The sequence below is a fragment of the Flavobacterium sp. M31R6 genome, from assembly GCF_013284035.1.
Classification (GTDB): domain Bacteria; phylum Bacteroidota; class Bacteroidia; order Flavobacteriales; family Flavobacteriaceae; genus Flavobacterium.
On record NZ_CP054141.1, the window covers coordinates 1,147,200 to 1,168,648 of the forward strand.

8 protein-coding genes are annotated in these 21,449 nt (G+C 39.2%); 6 read left to right on the forward strand and 2 right to left on the reverse strand.

The features are described 5' to 3' along the window. The first annotated feature begins 21 nt into the window (after nt 1-21). From HQN62_RS04650 to HQN62_RS04675, 6 genes are all read left to right on the forward strand, one after another. Nucleotides 22-1,818 (forward strand): cytochrome c oxidase subunit I, encoded by a 1,797-nt coding sequence (locus tag HQN62_RS04650; RefSeq protein ID WP_116796216.1) that lies wholly within the window; start codon nt 22-24, stop codon nt 1,816-1,818. Nucleotides 1,819-1,900: 82 nt separating this feature from the next. Further along, nucleotides 1,901-2,923: a Holliday junction branch migration DNA helicase RuvB gene (ruvB, locus tag HQN62_RS04655; protein ID WP_116796215.1), complete on the forward strand. Its 1,023-nt coding sequence runs from the start codon at nt 1,901-1,903 to the stop codon at nt 2,921-2,923. Nucleotides 2,924-3,050: 127 nt separating this feature from the next. Further along, the gene (gene queG / locus HQN62_RS04660; RefSeq protein WP_173505514.1) at nt 3,051-3,971 is read left to right on the forward strand and encodes a tRNA epoxyqueuosine(34) reductase QueG; all 921 of its coding nucleotides are present in this window, start codon (nt 3,051-3,053) and stop codon (nt 3,969-3,971) included. Nucleotides 3,972-4,206: 235 nt separating this feature from the next. Continuing rightward, a complete protein-coding gene (locus HQN62_RS04665; protein ID WP_173503495.1) occupies nt 4,207-15,984 on the forward strand; it encodes a Calx-beta domain-containing protein in 11,778 nt (3,925 codons plus the stop codon). 37 nt (nt 15,985-16,021) lie between these two features. Continuing rightward, a complete protein-coding gene (locus tag HQN62_RS04670) occupies nt 16,022-16,951 on the forward strand; it encodes a PorP/SprF family type IX secretion system membrane protein (RefSeq protein ID WP_173503496.1) in 930 nt (309 codons plus the stop codon). Nucleotides 16,952-16,962: 11 nt separating this feature from the next. Next, entirely contained in the window at nt 16,963-18,909 is a 1,947-nt protein-coding gene (locus HQN62_RS04675; protein WP_173503497.1) for an OmpA family protein, read from the forward strand. A gap of 67 nt (nt 18,910-18,976) precedes the next feature. On the opposite strand, the gene HQN62_RS04680 is transcribed toward HQN62_RS04675, so the two are convergent. Then, complete coding sequence (locus HQN62_RS04680) at nt 18,977-19,999, reverse strand: LacI family DNA-binding transcriptional regulator (protein ID WP_116796211.1); 1,023 nt, start codon at nt 19,997-19,999, stop codon at nt 18,977-18,979. Nucleotides 20,000-20,085: 86 nt separating this feature from the next. Beyond that, the gene (locus HQN62_RS04685) at nt 20,086-21,105 is read right to left on the reverse strand and encodes a LacI family DNA-binding transcriptional regulator (RefSeq protein WP_116796210.1); all 1,020 of its coding nucleotides are present in this window, start codon (nt 21,103-21,105) and stop codon (nt 20,086-20,088) included. Nucleotides 21,106-21,449: the final 344 nt, after the last annotated feature.

A 21,449-nucleotide genomic window follows, 5' to 3' on the forward strand; every position in this document is an offset into this window, starting at 1 on the left:
GAAAATTTAAAGTATAAATATATGTCAGCAGAAGGTCACGATCACGGACACGATCACGAACACGAACACCACCATAAGGACACATTCATTACTAAATATATTTTTAGTATTGATCACAAAATGATTGCCAAACAATACCTGCTTACTGGTATTATTATGGGAGTTATAGGTGTTGGTATGTCTATGCTTTTTAGAATGCAATTAGCTTGGCCAGAAGAATCTTTTAAGATTTTCAATATATTACTTGGAGACAAATGGGCTCCAAACGGAGTAATGGCAAACGATATTTACCTTTCATTAGTTACAATACACGGAACTATAATGGTATTCTTTGTTCTTACCGCAGGTTTAAGTGGTACTTTTAGTAACTTATTGATTCCACTTCAAATTGGAGCAAGAGATATGGCATCAGGATTCATGAATATGATTTCTTATTGGTTGTTCTTTTTGTCTAGTGTATTAATGGTTTGTTCATTATTTGTTGAATCAGGACCTGCTAATGCTGGTTGGACGATTTACCCACCTTTAAGTGCGCTTCCTCAAGCTATATCTGGTTCAGGTGCCGGTATGACTTTATGGCTAGTTTCAATGGCAATTTTCATTGCGTCTTCATTAATGGGATCTTTGAACTATGTTGTAACTGTGATTAACTTGAGAACAAAAGGAATGTCTATGACAAGATTGCCTCTTACTATTTGGGCTTTCTTTGTGACTGCAATTATTGGTATCGTTTCTTTCCCTGTCTTATTGTCAGCAGCATTGTTGTTGATTTTTGATAGAAGTTTTGGTACTTCTTTCTTCTTATCCGATATTTATATTGCTGGTGAAGTTTTACATTACCAAGGAGGTTCTCCTGTTCTTTTTGAACATTTGTTTTGGTTCTTAGGTCACCCTGAAGTTTATATTGTAATCTTACCTGCATTGGGGATTACTTCTGAAATTATTGCTACAAACTCTCGTAAACCAATTTTTGGTTATAGAGCGATGATTATGTCAATTATTGCGATTGCATTTTTATCTACAATTGTTTGGGGACACCACATGTTTATTTCTGGAATGAATCCATTCTTAGGGTCAGTATTTACATTTACAACCCTGTTGATTGCAATTCCATCTGCTGTAAAAGCATTTAATTATATTACAACACTTTGGAAAGGTAATCTTCAAATGAATCCTGCCATGTTGTTTTCTATTGGTTTGGTTTCTACTTTCATTACTGGAGGTTTAACTGGAATCATTCTTGGAGACAGTACATTAGATATTAATGTTCACGATACTTATTTCGTAGTAGCTCACTTTCACTTGGTAATGGGTATATCGGCTCTTTACGGAATGTTTGCTGGAATTTACCACTGGTATCCAAAAATGTTCGGTAGAATGTTGAATAAGAATTTAGGATATGTTCACTTTTGGGTAACTGCAATCTGTGCTTATGGAGTATTTTTCCCAATGCACTTTATTGGACTTGCAGGTTTACCAAGACGTTACTATACTAATACAAACTTCCCGTTATTCGACGATTTGCAAAATGTAAATGTATTGATCACAACATTTGCCTTAATCGGTGGAGCTTTCCAATTGGTGTTTTTATATAACTTCTTTAGCAGTATTTTCTACGGTAAAAAAGCAGTTCAAAATCCTTGGAAATCAAATACTTTGGAATGGACAACACCAGTAGAGCATATGCATGGTAACTGGCCTGGAGAAATCCCAGAAGTTCACCGTTGGCCTTATGATTACAGTAATCCTGCTCATGAGGAGGATTTTGTACCTCAAACGGTTCCAATGAAAGAAGGTGAAGTAGTTTTACATCACTAGAATTTCAAAATCATATAAATGCCTTTCAATATTGAAAGGCATTTTTTTTATATAGAATGATTACTTTTTTTACCTTTACCCCATGAATGAAAACTTAGATCCAACAAATAATAATTTTAGTTCCGAAGAACTGGATATTGAGAAAAGATTAAGACCATTATCTTTTGATGATTTTGCAGGTCAAGATCAAGTGTTGGAAAACCTTAAAGTTTTTGTTGCGGCAGCCAATCAAAGGAAAGAAGCTCTTGATCACACCCTTTTTCACGGCCCTCCAGGTTTGGGTAAAACTACCTTAGCCAATATTTTAGCCAATGAATTAGAAGTGGGTATCAAAATCACTTCTGGTCCTGTTTTGGATAAGCCGGGTGATTTGGCTGGCTTACTGACGAATCTCGAGGAAAGGGATGTTTTGTTTATTGACGAGATACACCGTTTAAGCCCTATAGTCGAGGAGTACTTGTATTCAGCTATGGAGGACTTTAAGATTGACATTATGATTGAATCTGGGCCAAATGCAAGAACGGTTCAAATCAATTTGAATCCGTTTACGCTTATCGGAGCAACTACACGTTCGGGGCTTTTAACCGCTCCTATGCGGGCCCGTTTTGGTATTTCTTCAAGATTGCAATATTATACTACTGAGCTTTTGACCACTATTGTGGAACGTAGTGCCATGATTTTCAAAATGCCCATTACTATGGAAGCCGCTATCGAAATTGCAGGTAGAAGCAGAGGGACACCTCGTATTGCGAATGCTTTATTGCGTCGTGTCCGTGATTTTGCTCAAATAAAAGGTAATGGAACCATTGATATAGAAATTGCCCGTTATGCCTTAAAGGCATTGAATGTAGATGCCCATGGTTTGGATGAAATGGACAACAAAATTTTGAATACCATCATTGATAAATTCAAAGGCGGTCCCGTTGGTTTATCGACTTTGGCTACAGCTGTATCCGAAAGTAGTGAAACTATTGAGGAAGTTTATGAGCCTTTTTTGATTCAAGAGGGTTTTATTATGCGTACCCCAAGAGGGCGTGAAGTTACGGAAAAAGCTTATAAGCATTTAGGTAAAATCAAAACCAATATTCAAGGCGGACTGTTCTAATAGTTAGGAGCTATTCCTGCTATCCACTATATCTTTTCTTGCTTAAAGAAAGCAAGAAAAGGATGCCGTTTCTATCAGGGCTAAGGCAGTAGTGTTAACTAAGTTATTTTCTTTAAAATAAGGAACCATAAACAATAAGTCTAAATACACGCAATTTATAAAATCCGAGGCCAAGCGTCTCGGGTTTTTATCTTGTGGTATATCGAAAGCTGGTTTTCTGGAGCAGGAGGCACCTCGTTTGGAAAATTGGTTGAATCAAAATTATAATGGACAAATGTCCTATATGGAGAATCATTTTGACAAACGTTTGGACCCAACTTTATTGGTCGATGATGCCAAAAGTGTGGTATCTCTTTTATTGAACTACTATCCTTCGGAATTTCAAAATCCTGATTCTTATAAAATATCCAAATATGCTTATGGGCAGGATTATCATTTTGTCATAAAAGACAAACTTAAAGAATTGCTTTTTTCAATAGAATCTAATATTGGTGATGTATCTGGACGTGCTTTTGTAGATTCTGCTCCTGTTTTGGATAAAGCTTGGGCTGCAAAAAGTGGTTTGGGTTGGATAGGCAAAAACAGTAATTTATTAACACAAAAAGTGGGTTCTTTTTATTTCATCGCAGAGCTTATCATAGACCTAGATTTAGAATATGACCAGGCTGTCACAGACCATTGTGGAGCTTGTACCGCCTGCATTGATGCTTGCCCAACAGAGGCAATTGTGGCACCTTATGTTGTGGATGGCAGTAAATGTATTTCTTACTTCACTATTGAACTTAAGGAGAATATTCCATCAGAGATGAAAGGGAAATTTGATGAGTGGGCATTTGGCTGTGATATTTGTCAAGACGTTTGTCCTTGGAATCGTTTTTCAAAATCTCATAATGAACCTTTGTTTAATCCCAATTCAGAATTACTTTCGATGTCCAAAAAAGATTGGATTGAAATAACCGAGGAAACTTTTAAAATCGTGTTTAAGGATTCTCCTCTTAAACGTGCTAAATATCAAGGTATTAATAGGAATATTTCGTTTCTGGAATAATTCTTTTTTTTTAACAAGTTTTTAGTATTACTTGTTGATGACGTTTTTTCTCTTCCTTAGAAGAAATCATTAAATTATTCGTTATAATTGTTTGTAATTTAACGTTTTAATTTGTATTTTATCGAGTAAAGCGCTTATTAGCGACAAAATTTGCAGTTAAACGGATTTTGTTAATAAGTTATTAATAATTATATAGTTTTGTAGAACCCAATCTATTGAAACTTAATGCTTAATTATGACGAACTTTACTTTCAAAAGGCTTAACCTTATTAAGCCATTGTTAATTGTTGCTTTATTTTTATTCAGTAGTCATACTGTTTTTTCTCAATTTTACACGAAACACTATGTAGCTCCGGCACCATGGCAATACTTTAGTAAGGCTAATGAAATTATCATAGCTACAAATTCTACTACTACTGTAAATATAGCTTTGAAAAAAAGTGATGGTACTTTAATAACGAATTTAACGGCAATTAAAGGGACGCCAGCAGTTTATAGATTTTCAGGCCTTCCAAGTGCTTTAGGTGTTCATCCTTTTAATACAATTGTAAATGCAGCAGGACTAATAATAACTAGTGATGGTCCTACTTCAGTTAATTTAAGAAATGTGGCCTCAGATAATTTAGGTTCTGATGGAACTGATGCTAATATAAAAGGGAATGCATCGTTAACAAGTTTTGGTGATGCAGGAATTGGGGTACGTTATAGAATTGGGTATTACAGAGATGGAAGTTTGGCGGGTACGGAAAAGCCGACTTACAGTATAATGGCTATAAATAATGGCACAACAATAAAATTAAATGGCGTCGTTTTAACGACATTAAATGCAGGTGAGAGTTATTTGTTTCAGGCAGCTATAGGTTCTTTGGTGGAGTCTTCTAGTGGGACAGTTATGAATACTTCAGCAAGACTCGATGCGCCAGGGGGCTGTGGAGACGGAGCTTTTGATCAGATACCACCGGAATCTGTTTTGGGTGCTGAATATTTTATAGAAAGAGGTAAAGGAAATGATACTGCCGAGCAAACAACGGTAGTTGCTATAAAGGCCAATACGGTATTAACCATTAATACATTTTCAACAACTGGAACTTTGACGGGTACAGTAACTACCACTCTTGTGAATGCAGGAGATTTTTACACATTTAAAAATGGAGTTTCCAATACTCCATTTACCGCAACAAGAGTTTCCTCAACAGAAAATGTAGCTGTTTATTCAGGTACTGCACAATCTTGTGAGGTGGATATTTCAGTAATTGCTCCGGTATCTGCCTGTGGAGGCTCAAACTTTATAGAGACCAAAAAATTTAGAGCTTATAATTCTGCTACTTCTTTACCTTATTTTGGATATGTCCTTTTGAAAGACGCAACAGCTGTTGTTGATGTTAATGGGGTTAATATTGAAACTCTTGCAGGGGCAAGATATCAATTAGGTACAACTGGATGGTATTTAATAAATTTTACGGATACACAAATAAGTAGTCCTGATATAATTTCGGTTTCAAGTTCGGCTAAGTTGACCGTTTCTATTGTACAGCAAGGAGGAGGGTTTTCTATGGCAGGTTTTTTCTCGAATTTTGCACAACAGCCAGATGATCCTACTTTGACTTATATTTCAGGAGGTGGATGTACTAATAATTCGGCAATTTTATCTACACCATCTGGATTTGCTCCTTATCAATGGTATTATAATGGAGTTGCTATTTCAGGAGAAACTTCAAATACATACACAGCTACACAGACTGGTTCGTATTCAGTTGCGTCAACTTTAGTTTGCGGGTCTCTGATTCAATCAAGACCGATTATTGTTACTTTATGTACTGATCTTGAAGTACTCAAAACAGTTGATGTTGCTAATCCTTGTGTCGGTTCAAATGTTGAATTTACAGTTAAGGTGACTAATTTAGGTCCCAATAATGCTTCTGGATTATCGGTTAACGATTTATTGCCTTCAGGCTACACATATATAAGTTCTGTTCCATCGGTTGGAACGTATAATTCAACTACAGGTATTTGGAGTATAGGTAATTTAAATAATGCGCAGGTTATTACTTTAAAAGTTTTGTGTAAAGTAAATGCTAGCGGAGTATATTTGAATACGGCTGCTATTCCAGCAGGTAGTCAGCCAGACAGTAACACTTCAAACAATTCAGCTAGTGTATCGACTACTCCCGTTGCATTACCCACAGTTCTTTCTTTAACAGGCAGCACAATTTGCGTGTCTCCTGGCTCAAATGGCACAATAACTTCAACGACATCAGTAAGCGGAATAACTTATCAATTGTATAATTCCGGTAACGTCGCGGTACAAAGTGCTAAAGCAGGAACAGGATCAGGATTAACATGGTCTTCATTGCCAGCCGGAAATGGTTATTATGTTGTGGCTACCAATGCTGCACTTTGTACTGCAACGAGTGGTACTGTAAATGTTTCAACAACTCCCAATCCAACAGCTCTTTCTTTAACAGGAAGTACAATTTGTGTATCTCCTGGTTCAAATGGCACAATAACTTCAACGACATCTGTAAGCGGAGTGACTTATCAATTGTATAATTCCGGTAATGTCGCGGTACAAAGCGCTAAAGCAGGAACAGGATCAGGATTAACATGGTCTTCATTGCCCGCCGGAAATGGTTATTATGTTGTGGCTACCAATGCTGCACTTTGTACTGCAACGAGTGGCACTGTAAATGTTTCAACAACTCCCAATCCAACAGCTCTTTCTTTAACAGGAAGTACAATTTGTGTATCTCCTGGTTCAAATGGCACAATAACATCAACAACATCTGTAAGCGGAGTGACTTATCAATTGTATAATTCCGGTAATGTTGCTGTACAAAGTGCTAAAGCAGGAACAGGATCAGGATTAACATGGTCTTCATTGCCAGCCGGAAATGGTTATTATGTTGTGGCTACCAATGCTGCACTTTGTACTGCAACGAGTGGTACTGTAAATGTTTCAACAACTCCCAATCCAACAGCTCTTTCTTTAACAGGAAGTACAATTTGTGTATCTCCTGGTTCAAATGGCACAATAATATCAACAACATCTGTAAGCGGAGTGACTTATCAATTGTATAATTTGGGTAACGTTTCTGTGCAAAGTGCTATAGCAGGAACAGGATCAGGATTAACATGGTCTTCATTGCCCGCCGGAAATGGTTATTATGTTGTGGCTACCAATGCTGCACTTTGTACTGCAACGAGTGGCACTGTAAATGTTTCAACAACTCCCAATCCAACAGCTCTTTCTTTAACAGGAAGTACAATTTGTGTATCTCCTGGTTCAAATGGCACAATAACATCAACAACATCTGTAAGCGGAGTGATTTATCAATTGTATAATTCCGGTAATGTTGCTGTACAAAGTGCTATAGCAGGAACAGGATCAGGATTAACATGGTCTTCATTGCCAGCCGGAAATGGTTATTATGTTGTGGCTACCAATGCTGCACTTTGTACTGCAACGAGTGGTACTGTAAATGTTTCAACAACTCCTAATCCAACAGCTCTTTCTTTAACAGGAAGTACAATTTGTGTATCTCCTGGTTCAAATGGCACAATAACATCAACAACATCTGTAAGCGGAGTGACTTATCAATTGTATAATTCGGGTAACGTTTCTGTGCAAAGTGCTATAGCAGGAACAGGATCAGGATTAACATGGTCTTCATTGCCAGCGGGAAATGGTTATTATGTTGTGGCTACCAATGCTGCACTTTGTACTGCAACGAGTGGCACTGTAAATGTTTCAACAACTCCCAATCCAACTACTGCCAGTGCAGGAGCGGACCAAATAGGAGTGACTACATGCGGACTTACTGCGGTTGTTCTTGATGCAAATACTCCTACAGTTGGTACTGGTAAATGGACTATTGTAAGTGGAACGGGTGGCTCCTTTGTTTTGGATACCAATCCAACTACAACTTTCTCAGGCATAGCAGGAACAGCTTATGTGCTGCGTTGGACAATTTCTAATGCTCCTTGTACAGACTCTGCGGATGATGTTAATGTTACTTTTAATTTGTTCCCTGCGGTTCCGACTATTGCCTCGGTTGCGCCAACATGCGCGGCAGCGGGGACAAGCACCATCAGCAATTACATTGGAACAAATACTTATACTTTCAGCCCTGCGGGTCCAACGGTGGATGCTACGGGATTGGTAAGTTCAATGGTGTTTGGCACCAGTTATACGGTTACCTCAAACAACGGAAGCTGTACTTCGGGGGCTTCGGCTTCGTTCAGCAATCTGGATAAGTTGGTTACTCCTGCGGTTCCGACTATTGCCTCGGTTGCGCCAACATGCACGGCGGCTGGGACAAGCAGTATCAGCAATTACATTGGAACAAATACTTATACTTTCAGCCCTGCGGGTCCAACGGTGGATGGTACGGGATTGGTAAGTTCAATGGTGTTTGGCACAAGCTATACGGTTACTTCAAATAACGCAAGCTGTACTTCAGGGGCTTCGGCTTCGTTCAGCAATCTGGATAAGTTGGTTACTCCTGCGGTTCCGACTATTGCCTCGGTTGCGCCAACATGCGCGGCAGCGGGGACAAGCAGTATCAGCAATTACATTGGAACAAATACTTATACTTTCAGCCCTGCGGGTCCAACGGTAGACGCCACGGGATTGGTAAGTTCAATGGTGTTTGGCACCAGTTATACGGTTACCTCAAACAACGGAAGCTGTACTTCGGGGGCTTCGGCTTCGTTCAGCAATTTGGATAAGTTGGTTACTCCTGCGGTTCCGACTATTGCCTCGGTTGCGCCAACATGCGCGGCAGCTGGGACAAGCAGCATCAGCAATTACATTGGAACAAATACTTATACTTTCAGTCCTGCGGGTCCAACGGTGGACGCCACGGGATTGGTAAGTTCAATGGTGTTTGGCACCAGTTATACGGTTACCTCAAACAACGGAAGCTGTACTTCAGGGGCTTCGGCTTCGTTCAGCAATCTGGATAAGTTGGTTACTCCTGCGGTTCCGACTATTGCCTCGGTTGCGCCAACATGCGCGGCAGCGGGGACAAGCAGCATCAGTAATTACATTGGAACAAATACTTATACTTTCAGCCCTGCGGGTCCAACGGTGGACGCCACGGGATTGGTAAGTTCAATGGTGTTTGGCACCAGTTATACGGTTACCTCAAACAACGGAAGCTGTACTTCGGGGGCTTCGGCTTCGTTCAGCAATCTGGATAAGTTGGTTACTCCTGCGGTTCCGACTATTGCCTCGGTTGCGCCAACATGCGCGGCAGCTGGGACAAGCAGCATCAGTAATTACATTGGAACAAATACTTATACTTTCAGCCCTGCGGGTCCAACGGTAGACGCCACGGGATTGGTAAGTTCAATGGTGTTTGGCACCAGTTATACGGTTACCTCAAACAACGGAAGCTGTACTTCGGGGGCTTCGGCTTCGTTCAGCAATTTGGATAAGTTGGTTACTCCTGCGGTTCCGACTATTGCCTCGGTTGCGCCAACATGCGCGGCAGCTGGGACAAGCAGCATCAGCAATTACATTGGAACAAATACTTATACTTTCAGCCCTGCGGGTCCAACGGTGGACGCCACGGGATTGGTAAGTTCAATGGTGTTTGGCACCAGTTATACGGTTACCTCAAACAACGGAAGCTGTACTTCAGGGGCTTCGGCTTCGTTCAGCAATCTGGATAAGTTGGTTACTCCTGCGGTTCCGACTATTGCCTCGGTTGCGCCAACATGCGCGGCAGCTGGGACAAGCAGCATCAGTAATTACATTGGAACAAATACTTATACTTTCAGCCCTGCGGGTCCAACGGTGGACGCCACGGGATTGGTAAGTTCAATGGTGTTTGGCACCAGCTATACGGTTACCTCAAACAACGGAAGCTGTACTTCGGGGGCTTCGGCTTCGTTCAGCAATCTGGATAAGTTGGTTACTCCTGCGGTTCCGACTATTGCCTCGGTTGCGCCAACATGCGCGGCAGCTGGGACAAGCAGCATCAGTAATTACATTGGAACAAATACTTATACTTTTAGCCCTGCGGGTCCAACGGTGGATGCCACGGGATTGGTAAGTTCAATGGTGTTTGGCACCAGTTATACGGTTACCTCAAACAACGGAAGCTGTACTTCAGGGGCTTCGGCTTCGTTCAGCAATCTGGATAAGTTGGTTACTCCTGCGGTTCCGACTATTGCCTCGGTTGCGCCAACATGCGCGGCAGCTGGTACAAGCAGTATCAGCAATTACATTGGAACAAATACTTATACTTTCAGCCCTGCGGGTCCAACGGTGGACGCCACGGGATTGGTAAGTTCAATGGTGTTTGGCACCAGTTATACGGTTACCTCAAACAACGGAAGCTGTACTTCGGGGGCTTCGGCTTCGTTCAGCAATCTGGATAAGTTGGTTACTCCTGCGGTTCCGACTATTAGTTCAAGCAGTTCAGTTTGTTCAGGAAGCGATGCTATCTTTACAATAACAGGCACAGCAGGGAATATAGTGACCTATTCTGGAGCCGCTTCGGGCACTGCGACAATAGGAGTCGCAGGAACTGTAGATATTACAATAACAGGAATAACAACCGCCACAACATTGAATCTAACAACTGTTAGTAATGGTAGTTGTACACGTCCATTGAGTGCAACAACTACAGTAGCGATAATACTAAGACCCGATGCTGGAACGGATGGTACTTTGACCATTTGTTCAGGTAGTACGGTAACTGCAGGACAATTATTTGCACAATTAGGTGGAACACCAACAGCAGGAGGGATTTGGACACCGGCATTGGCGGGAGCTGGAACCTATACTTATACCGTTGCTGCTACGACACCTTGTACGGTTGATGCGACAGCCTCGGTGGTGGTAAGTGCGCAGGCACAACCTAGTGCTGGAACTCTTTCGGGGATACAAGCTGTTTGTGTAGGAGGAAATACGACATTCAGTTCAACAGTAACAGGAGGAATTTGGACTAGCGGAGATCTTTCGAAAGCGACTGTTGATTCATTAACAGGGGTAATTACAGGATTAACTGCAGGAACAGTAACGATTACTTATACTGTAGCGGGAACTGGAGTATGTTCAGATGTGACTGCGACAAGAGATGTTAGTGTAATTGCCTTGCCAGTTGTACCTGCAATCACAGGGGGTTCAATTAATGTATGTGCTGGTTCAGGAACAGTAACTTTCTTAAATGCTATGGCAGGGGGAACATGGTCTGTAACCAACGGTACAGGCACAGCAAGTATTACAATTGGTGGAGTTTTAACTGGACAAACAGCTGGAACGGTAACAGTAGAATACACAATGACTAACATAATTGGTTGTGCTGTCAAGCAAGCGTTTAATTTGACCATAAATGCTGCTCCAAATGCAGGTACATTATCTGGAACACAAGCTATTTGTGTAAGCGGAAGTACTACATTTAGTTCAACCGTAGCTGGTGGAAGTTGGTCTAGTAGTAATGCTTCAATAGCGACAGTAGATCCTGTAACAGGATTAATTACTGGAATCTCATCAGGAACAGCTACCATAACATATAAAGTTGTAGGAACTGGCGGGTGTCCTGATGCAACCGTTACGAGAACTGTAAGTGTTTATTCGCCGACCGTATCTTTATCAGGTTCTACAAATGTTTTAGAAAATTCAATAGGAACGGTTGATTTAACAGCAAGTTTATCTACAATATCATATGAAGATGTTACAGTTAATTTATCGTTTACAGGTACTGCAAGTGGTCTAGATTATAATGCATCGGGTATTTCAATTGTAATTCCTGCAGGTTCTTTGTCAGGAACAGTAAGCATTGATCCTATTGATGATAGTATATCGGAAGGGAATGAATCAGTTATTGCTAATATAACAAGTGTAGTAGGAGGTTGTGCTGTTGAAAATGGTATTCAAACGGCTACAGTAACAATATTAGATAACGAAGCCACGCCAACGGTGAGCATCAGTAACCCAACGGTTACCGAAGGAGCCAACGCGGTATTTACGGTATCGATAGACGTTGCAAGTTCAGTTGATACGGTTGTTGACGTTGTAACGGCTACAGGCACAGCAGGAACATCGGATTACACGGCAACGACTACGACAGTAACCATCCCAGCGGGACAAACCAGCGTTACGGTAAGCGTTCCAACGACGGACGACATTATAGATGAGCCATCGGAGAGTTTTACTTTGAACGCTACGGTGACATCAGGGAATACAAGCAATACATCGGTAGCGGGAACTGCCACTATCACTGATAACGATGCCACGCCAACGGTGAGCATCAGTAACCCAACGGTTACCGAAGGAGTCAACGCGGTATTTACGGTATCGATAGACGTTGCTAGTTCGGTTGATACGGTTGTTGACGTTGTAACGGCCACAGGCACAGCGGGAACATCGGATTACACTGCCACCACTACGACAGTAACAATCCCAGCGGGACAAACCAGCGTAACAGTAAATGTGCCAACGACAGATGATGCAACGGATGAACCAGCAGAGAACTTTACTTTAAACGGAACAGTAACCTCAGGCAACACTAGCAATACAACTCCATTCGGAACAGCGACAATCAATGATAACGATGCGACTCCAATGGTAAGCATCAGCAGTCCATCGGTTATCGAAGGAGCCAATGCGTTATTCACGGTATCGATAGACGTTGCAAGTTCGGTTGATACGGTTGTTGACGTTGTAACAGCTACAGGTACAGCAGGAACATCGGATTACACTGCCACCACTACAACAGTAACCATCCCAGCGGGACAAACCAGCGTAACGGTAAGCGTTCCAACGACGGACGACATTATAGATGAGCCATCGGAGAGTTTTACTTTGAACGCTACGGTGACATCAGGGAATACAAGCAATACATCGGTAGCGGGAACGGCCACTATCACTGATAACGAAGCCACTCCAACGGTGAGCATCAGTAGCCCAACCGTTACCGAAGGAGCCAACGCGGTATTCACGGTGTCGATAGACGTTGCCAGTTCAGTAGATACAGTAATTGATATTGTAACCAATACAGGCACAGCGGGAACATCGGATTACACGGCAACGACTACGACAGTAACGATCCCAGCGGGACAAACCAGCGTAACGGTAAGCGTTCCAACGACGGACGACATAATAGATGAACCATCGGAGAGTTTTACTTTGAACGCTACGGTGACATCAGGGAATACAAGCAATACATCGGTAGCGGGAACTGCCACTATCACTGATAACGATGCCACGCCAACGGTGAGCATCAGTAACCCAACGGTTACCGAAGGAGCCAACGCGGTATTTACGGTATCGATAGACGTTGCTAGTTCGGTTGATACGGTTGTTGACGTTGTAACGGCCACAGGCACGGCAGGAACATCGGATTACACCGCCACCACTACGACAGTAACCATCCCAGCGGGACAAACCAGCGTAACGGTAAGCGTTCCAACGACGGACGACATTATAGATGAGCCATCGGAGAGTTTTACTTTGAACGCTACGGTGACATCAGGGAATACAAGCAATACATCGGTAGCGGGAACGGCCACTATCACTGATAACGAAGCCACGCCAACGGTGAGCATCAGTAACCCAACGGTTACCGAAGGAGCCAACGCGGTATTTACGGTATCGATAGACGTTGCAAGTTCAGTTGATACGGTTGTTGACGTTGTAACGGCTACAGGCACAGCAGGAACATCGGATTACACTGCGACCACCACGACAGTAACGATCCCAGCGGGACAAACCAGTGTAACGGTAAGTGTTCCAACGACGGACGACATTATAGATGAGCCATCGGAGAGTTTTACTTTGAACGCTACGGTGACATCAGGGAATACAAGCAATACATCGGTAGCGGGAACGGCCACTATCACTGATAATGATATTCCTGCTCCTGCTCCACCAGCAGTTTTTGCAGTTGATGATCTTTCAGGTCCTATAACAAGTAGCAATGGTGTTCAAAATATTTTGAATGTCTTGGACAATGATTTTGTAGATTTAAACAAAGCCACTTTGAGTAATGTGACATTATCGACTGTAGCAGCAGATTCTACTGGATTTATGAAATTAAAACTTGACGGAACTATTGAGTTAGCGGCCAATACCCCTGCAGGAACTTATAGTTTAACTTATTCAATTTGCGATATAAATAATACTAATAATTGTGCATCTGCAAAAGTCACACTAACGGTAATATGTAATTTGTCTACAGCTATTTCAGGAGTAGTTTATAATGCGGGGACAAATACACCATTAGCCAACGTTCCAGTTACATTAAAACCAATCAATAATGCAACCGGCCCTGTTTTATTAAGTTTAACAAAATTAGATGGTTCTTATGCATTTACTGGAATGATTCCTGGAGATTATGTATTGCAAGTCCAGGATGCTAATTTGAATGCGGCTCAAGAATTATTTAATACAACTCCTAGTTTCCTGATATTAAAAGTTGAAGATTGTAACTATCAAAAAATTGATTTTGGGTATGATAAAACAGATTTATTAGTACTAGGTGATTTTGTATGGTATGACATAAATAACAACGGAATACAAGACGAGTGGTATGATGCCAACAATGACGGACTTGTGACTAAAAATCTACCAGATGCCAATGGAGTTGTCGATTACAGTAAATGGGAATGGATAGATTTTAATGGAGACGGTAGTTATAAAGGAAAAGAAAATACGGGAGAATTAAATGCAGCAGGTTTCGGAAATGGTACAACCAATGTTCCAAATATATTCGTAACTGGTCCTAATGGATTCTCAAGAAGTGTAACCATGGGTGTTGAAGGATATTGGAGAACAAGAGCACCAAAAGATGCTTACGGGGAATATAAAATTGAGTTTATAAAAGAAGCTAATTTTGAAATGGCTTCCGAAGCGATGTCTGCATCTGGATTGGTAAAAGTATTACCAAGCCTTACTCTTAAACAATCCAGCACTAATAAATCAAAAAGTTATGTTGATTGTGGATTAACAACGAATAATATTTTGTACGCACAATTTTCAGCAACGGAGAAGGTTCATTTGGATCTGGATTTTGGAATTAGTTGTAAAACATATGCTGATATATTAGCAAACAATGATGATGCTGGAATAATAGATGGATTAAAAGCATCAAATGGAATTTTTAATGCTATTGCCAATGATACTTTTAATGGGGTGCCTATAAATCCGTCTGATGTAATCTTGACATTTACTCCAAGTCCCAATTTTACAATGGGTACAAATGGATTGTTAAATACGTTGTCAAATATTCCAGGCGGGACTTATACTTTGACATATAGTATTTGTGAGAAAGCAAATCCAAATAATTGTAGTACGGCTTCAGTCAATGTTTTTGTGGCACGACCAAGTATAGCATTGGTAAAAACGGCCCATTTCAATGATGAGAACGCTGATGGTTATGCGCAAGCCGGTGAAACTATATCCTATAGTTTTGAAGTAACGAACACTGGAAATGTGCCATTGACGAATGTAACCATATTAGATCCATTACCTGGAGTTGTAATGACAGGGACCCCGTTGACATTGGCAATAGGAGAAACTAATGCAACCCATTTTCAAGGGGTATATGCGATTAAACAAACGGATATTAATAAAGGATCCATTTCGAATCAAGCAACGGTTTTTGGAACGAGCCCAAATAATAGAGTGGTTGAGGATAAATCAGATGACATAAATGTTGTCAATGACAACCCTACAGTATTGACAGTCTCTGGATGCGCAATTAAAGTGTATAATGCAGTAACACCAGACGGAAGTGATAAATATGATAAGTTATATATTCAGGGAATAGAATGTTATACTGATAATTCAATAGAGATTTTTAATCGTTGGGGAGTTTTAGTATTCGAGCGAGAACACTATAACAATGATGATGTTGTCTTTAGAGGTATCTCTGAAGGAAGAGTGACCGTCGAAAAATCACAGGAATTGCCAGCTGGGACCTATTTCTACATACTGAAATACAAAGACAGTGAATCCAATGCTTTTGAGAAAACAGGTTATTTGTATTTGAATAGAAAATAGTCATATGAGCCCAAGTATTATGAATAAAAAACAGCACATGAAAACAAAAATAATCGGGTTGGTAGTAATGCTTTTCACTATTGTCAGTTCTGCACAGCAAGATGCTCAATATACCCAATATATGTACAATACGATAGTGGTGAATCCCGCTTATGCAGGATCCAGACAAGCGATGAGTATTTTTGCTTTGCATCGTAACCAATGGGTTGGAGTAGATGGAGCCCCAGTGACGAATTCCTTTTCTATTAATACTCCTTTAAATGAAAGTAAAGTTGGATTGGGATTGTCCGTTGTAAATGATAAAATTGGAATTTCTACAGAGAATAATATTGCTGCGGATTTTTCATATACAATACCAGCATCTGAAAGGTATAAAATCTCTTTTGGAATAAAAGCAAGTGCCAATTTGTTAAGTGTTGATTTCAACAAACTTACATATCAACCCGGTGATCCTAATATGTATCAGGATAACATCGATAATAAATTTTCTCCTAATATCGGAGTTGGATTCTATTTGCATTCTGATAATAGTTATATCGGAATATCGGCACCGAATTTGATTGAAACCGAACATTTTGATAAATCTGCGACATCAAGTTCTACAAGCCATGTTGCTACAGAGAAAATCAACTATTATTTGATAGCAGGATATGTATTTGATTTAAGTCCAAGCTTAAAATTGAAACCTTCTTTGGAAACTAAATACGTTCAAGGAGCTCCTTTGCAAGTGGATGTGTCGGCTAATTTTATGATGAACGAAAAATTTGTCGCAGGACTGGCTTACAGATGGAGTGCTGCTATGAGCGCCATGGTAGGATTTCAGGCAAGCGATTCATGGTTTATTGGATACAGTTATGATTTTGACACCACTGAATTTGCGAAATACAATTCCGGTTCTCACGAAATCTTTTTGCGATACGAATTGTTTAATAAATATGACAAAATTATCTCCCCAAGATTCTTCTAAAACCGACACTTATGAAAATTAAAAAATTACTATATAGTTTGTTCTTGAGTATTTTCTTTTTGCATGGATTTGCCCAAAAATCTACGGTAACCAAAGCCGAAAAAAATTATGATCGTTTTGCTTATGTAGATGCGATAGATAATTATGAAAAAGTTGCCGCAAAAGGGTATCAAGATGAGAAAATGTTTCAAAAATTAGGAAATTCCTATTATTTTAAAGCGGAATTTTCACAAGCTTTAAAGTGGTACGATCAACTTTTTGCGTTATATCCTAATCAAGAGCCAGAGTATTTTTATCGTTATTCCCAGACTTTAAAATCCAATGGTGATTATAGTAAAGCCGATCAAATGCTGGAGCAGTTCAATCAAAAAACAACTAACGATAAACGAGGAAAACTGTTCAAAGACAATCGAAATTACCTTGACGAAATCAAAGCCAATTCAGGTCGCTTTCAAGTTGTAGATGCTGGGGTAAACTCAGTTTTTTCAGATTATGGAAGTTCAATTTTAGGAAATAAACTAGTGTTTGCATCTGCTAGAGATACAGGAGGAGTCTCTAAGAAAGTATTCAAATGGACTAATAAATCTTTTACAAACCTTTATTGGTCTGAGATTAAACCCGATGGGGAAATGGGAACACCGGAACGATTCGAACGCAAGATTAACTCCAAGTTCAATGAATCAACTCCTATATTTACGCAAGACGGTCAAACGATGTACTTTACCAGAAACAATTTTTTGGAAGGGAAAAGAGGTAGAGATGCCAATAAAAATACTTTACTTAAATTATACAAAGCCACACTCGATCAGGAGGGTCAATGGAGTAATGTTACGGAATTGCCATTTAATAGCAATGAGTATAGTGTAGCACACCCAACGTTGAGCGTTGATGAAAAAACGTTGTATTTTGCTTCGGATATGCCCGGAACATTTGGGCAGTCAGATTTGTTTAGAGTTAAAATAAATGGCGATGGTACTTATGGAGTTCCTGAGAATCTTGGTTCAGAAGTCAATACTGAAGGTAGAGAAACCTTTCCTTTTATCTCCAATGATAACGAATTATATTTTGCCTCTGATGGAAGACCAGGTTTAGGCGGATTAGATGTTTTTGTGGCTCGAATAGGGACAGATAATAGCTTTTATGATATACAGAATGTAGGTGAACCGATTAATAGTACGCAAGATGATTTCGCTTTTTTAATTAACAGCAAAAACAGAAATGGATTTTTTACCTCAAATAGAGAAGGCGGCCAAGGATACGATGATATTTACCGATTTGTGGAGAATAAAAAACTGGCTTGTGAACAAACGCTTTCAGGATTAGTAACCGACTTGGATTCAGGCCAAATTTTGATTAATGCTCAGATGAGTTTGTTTGATGCTAACTTCAAACCTCTTCAAGTGGTTCAAACGGATGGGCAAGGGCGTTATAGCTTTCCTGTGGATTGCAGTAAAACCTATTATGTAAGAGGGGAGAAAGAGGAGTATCAGACTAATGAAGTTCCTGTTACAACAAAGACGTTCTCTGGTAGTAAAGACCTTCCTGTGGCGCTGGAACGACGCATCAAACCAGTAGGAGTTGGGACTGATTTAGCCAAAACATTGAATATTCCGATTGTTTATTTTGATTTGGATAAATCGTCCATTCGTAAAGATGCGGCCTATGAATTGTCCAAAGTATTAGCAGTGATGCAACAATATCCAGAGATGAAAATCGAAGTTCGGTCGCATACAGACAGTCGTCAAACGGCTAAGTACAATGATAAATTATCAGATAAGAGAGCTAAAGCCACAGTGGATTGGTTAGTGAATAACGGTATCAATTCGGTTAGATTAATAGGGAATGGTTATGGGGAATCCCAGTTAGTAAATCATTGTTCTGATGGAGTGAAATGCACCGAAGAAGAACATCAAGCCAATAGAAGAAGTGAATTCATCATTGTTTCGATGCATGAATAGTTAATAAGAATTTATGAAAATCAGCTTCTTTGTGAAGTAATTCAGAGATAAGCTTTTTTAGATATACTTAGCGAGTAGTTGATTCTCGTATAATAATATTGGTTTCCAGTTCTATGGTTCTTGGTGTAAAAGGTAGTTCATCTCTATGGGCGTTCATTTCTTCCAATAATAAATTAAAGGACGCAACTCCCATTTCATGACTTGGTTGGTCAACTGAACTTAATTTTGGTGAAATTACTTGGGACATGAACCAATTGCTAAAACCAATTACAGCAATTTGATGGGGTATTTTAATTTGGTTTTCGTTGCAATATGATATAACACCCGAAGCAGCTAAATCAGTGATAATAAAGATACCGTCTACATCAGGATGTTCCTTTATTATTTGTGCTGTAAAATCGTAACCTTCTTGAAAAGATACTTTGTCACAAGTATAAACAAGGTTTGAATCGTATGGAATGTTGTTTTTTTCTAATGCTTTTTTGTATCCAATAAAACGATCAATGGAATTTTGCGGATTAAGCGGTCCACGAATATGTGCTATTTTTTTGCATCCGATATTTATTAAATGTTGAACAGCATTAAAACCGGCTTTTTGATCATCTATAATGACTTTAGAACAAGAAGCCAACTTGGTTATCTTATCAAACATTACAAAAGGAATTTTTCTATTTATAATCTGTTGGATGTGATCATCATAATTACTTTCATTGGACAAAGACATCAAGATACCATCAACCCTTTTGTTAATTAATAAATCAACTTGTTTTCTTTCTAAATCAATAGATTCATTTGATTGTAGGATGATAACCAAATAACCATTTTTTTCAGCCTCGTCTATAATGGCGTTAATTACATTCGAAAAAAAATGGTGCATTACCTCTGGAATAATCAAACCTATGGTTTTGGATTCTTTCGTTCGTAAGTTTACGGCAAAACTATTCGGGGTGTAATGTAAATTTTGGGCAAGGTCAATTACCGCCTGTTTGGTTTTGGCACTTACATCTGGATAGTTTTTTAAAGCTTTTGAAACCGTAGTAATTGAAATTCCTAATGTAGTCGCTATTTCTTTAAGAGTAATGTCTTTCATAATTAAAAGAGGCTAAACTAAGTTTAAAATTAAGTTTTGGTGTTTAAAATGCTTCGGCAATATATTAATTATAATCGAATAACCAATTAAGTGGATTCTCTTTCTAAAATAGATGTTCCCAATTCTATAGATTGAAAAACAATAGGCTCATTTCGTTTTTTTGAATTGATTTCATCAAACAAAACCGATGCAGCAACTCTGCCTATCTCAAATCCTGGTTGGTCAACTGTTGACAGTCTTGGAGTGGTTACTTCGGTGACAAATGAATTACAAAAACCAACAATGGCAATTTGTTTTGGCATTGAAATACCTACCTCATTTAAGTACTTGAGAACACCAACTGCAACCATGTCGGTTACAGTAAAAATCCCATCTAAATAAGGGTGTTCAGCAATGGCTTTTATCGCATTTGCATAACCGTCTTCTAAGTCGGTATTGTTGTCACAAACATAAACTAAAGATGGGTCATAAGGAATATTGTGATCTTCAAGTGCTTTCTTGTATCCTAAAAATCGATCAATTGAGTTTTGAGGCATATAAGATCCACGGAAATGCGCAATTTTTTTACGTCCTTTTTTAATTAAGTAAGCGGTTGCATCATAAGCCGCTTTTCTGTCATTTATGGTTACTTTGGAACAATTAACTAATTTGGCAATTTTATCAAAAAGGACTAAAGGGATATTTTGTGCAAGTACGTTTTTTATATGATCAAATTCACCCGTTTCATTGGATAGTGAAATGATAATTCCATCGACTCTTTTGCTTAATAGTAATTCAAGTTGTTTTTTTTCTAATTCTAATTTTTCATTAGATCGTAGAATGATAACTAAATAATTTCTTTTCTCGGCTTCTTCCAATACTCCTTGGAATACTTTAGAGAAAAAATGATAATCCACAGTTGGTATGATTACTCCAATGGTTTTGGACTCTTTGGTTCTAAGGTTTACGGCAAAGCTATTTGGGGTGTAGTTTAGAGAAGTAGCTAAGTCAACTACCATTTTTTTTGTAGCAGGGCTTACATCGGGATAGTTTTTAATCGCTTTTGAAACAGTAGTGATGGAAATACCTAGCTGATCAGCGATTTGTTTGAGTGTTGCGTTTTTCATAATAGTAAACCCAGATGTAAAAATCTAATTAAAAAAAACTGTTACTTGAAAAACAAACATACAATTTATTTATTGTATTTCCATTTTTCAAGTAACAGTTTGAAATTAACTTTACTTAAAATATTAAATTGATTTTTTTTTAAATAGTTAATAATCAATTAATAAAAAAAGTATATAATATTATGTTGAGTTTCTATTAAAATTATTTCACTAACTTTTAGTTTTTTGTGGGAATTTAAGCAAGTTCTTACCCTAAAAAGGTGCTTCCTTGCTGTAAAAGCATTTTTTTTTGAAGGTAATTTAAATAGTTACCAGCCTTAGAATTTGTTTTTAAACATAGTAAC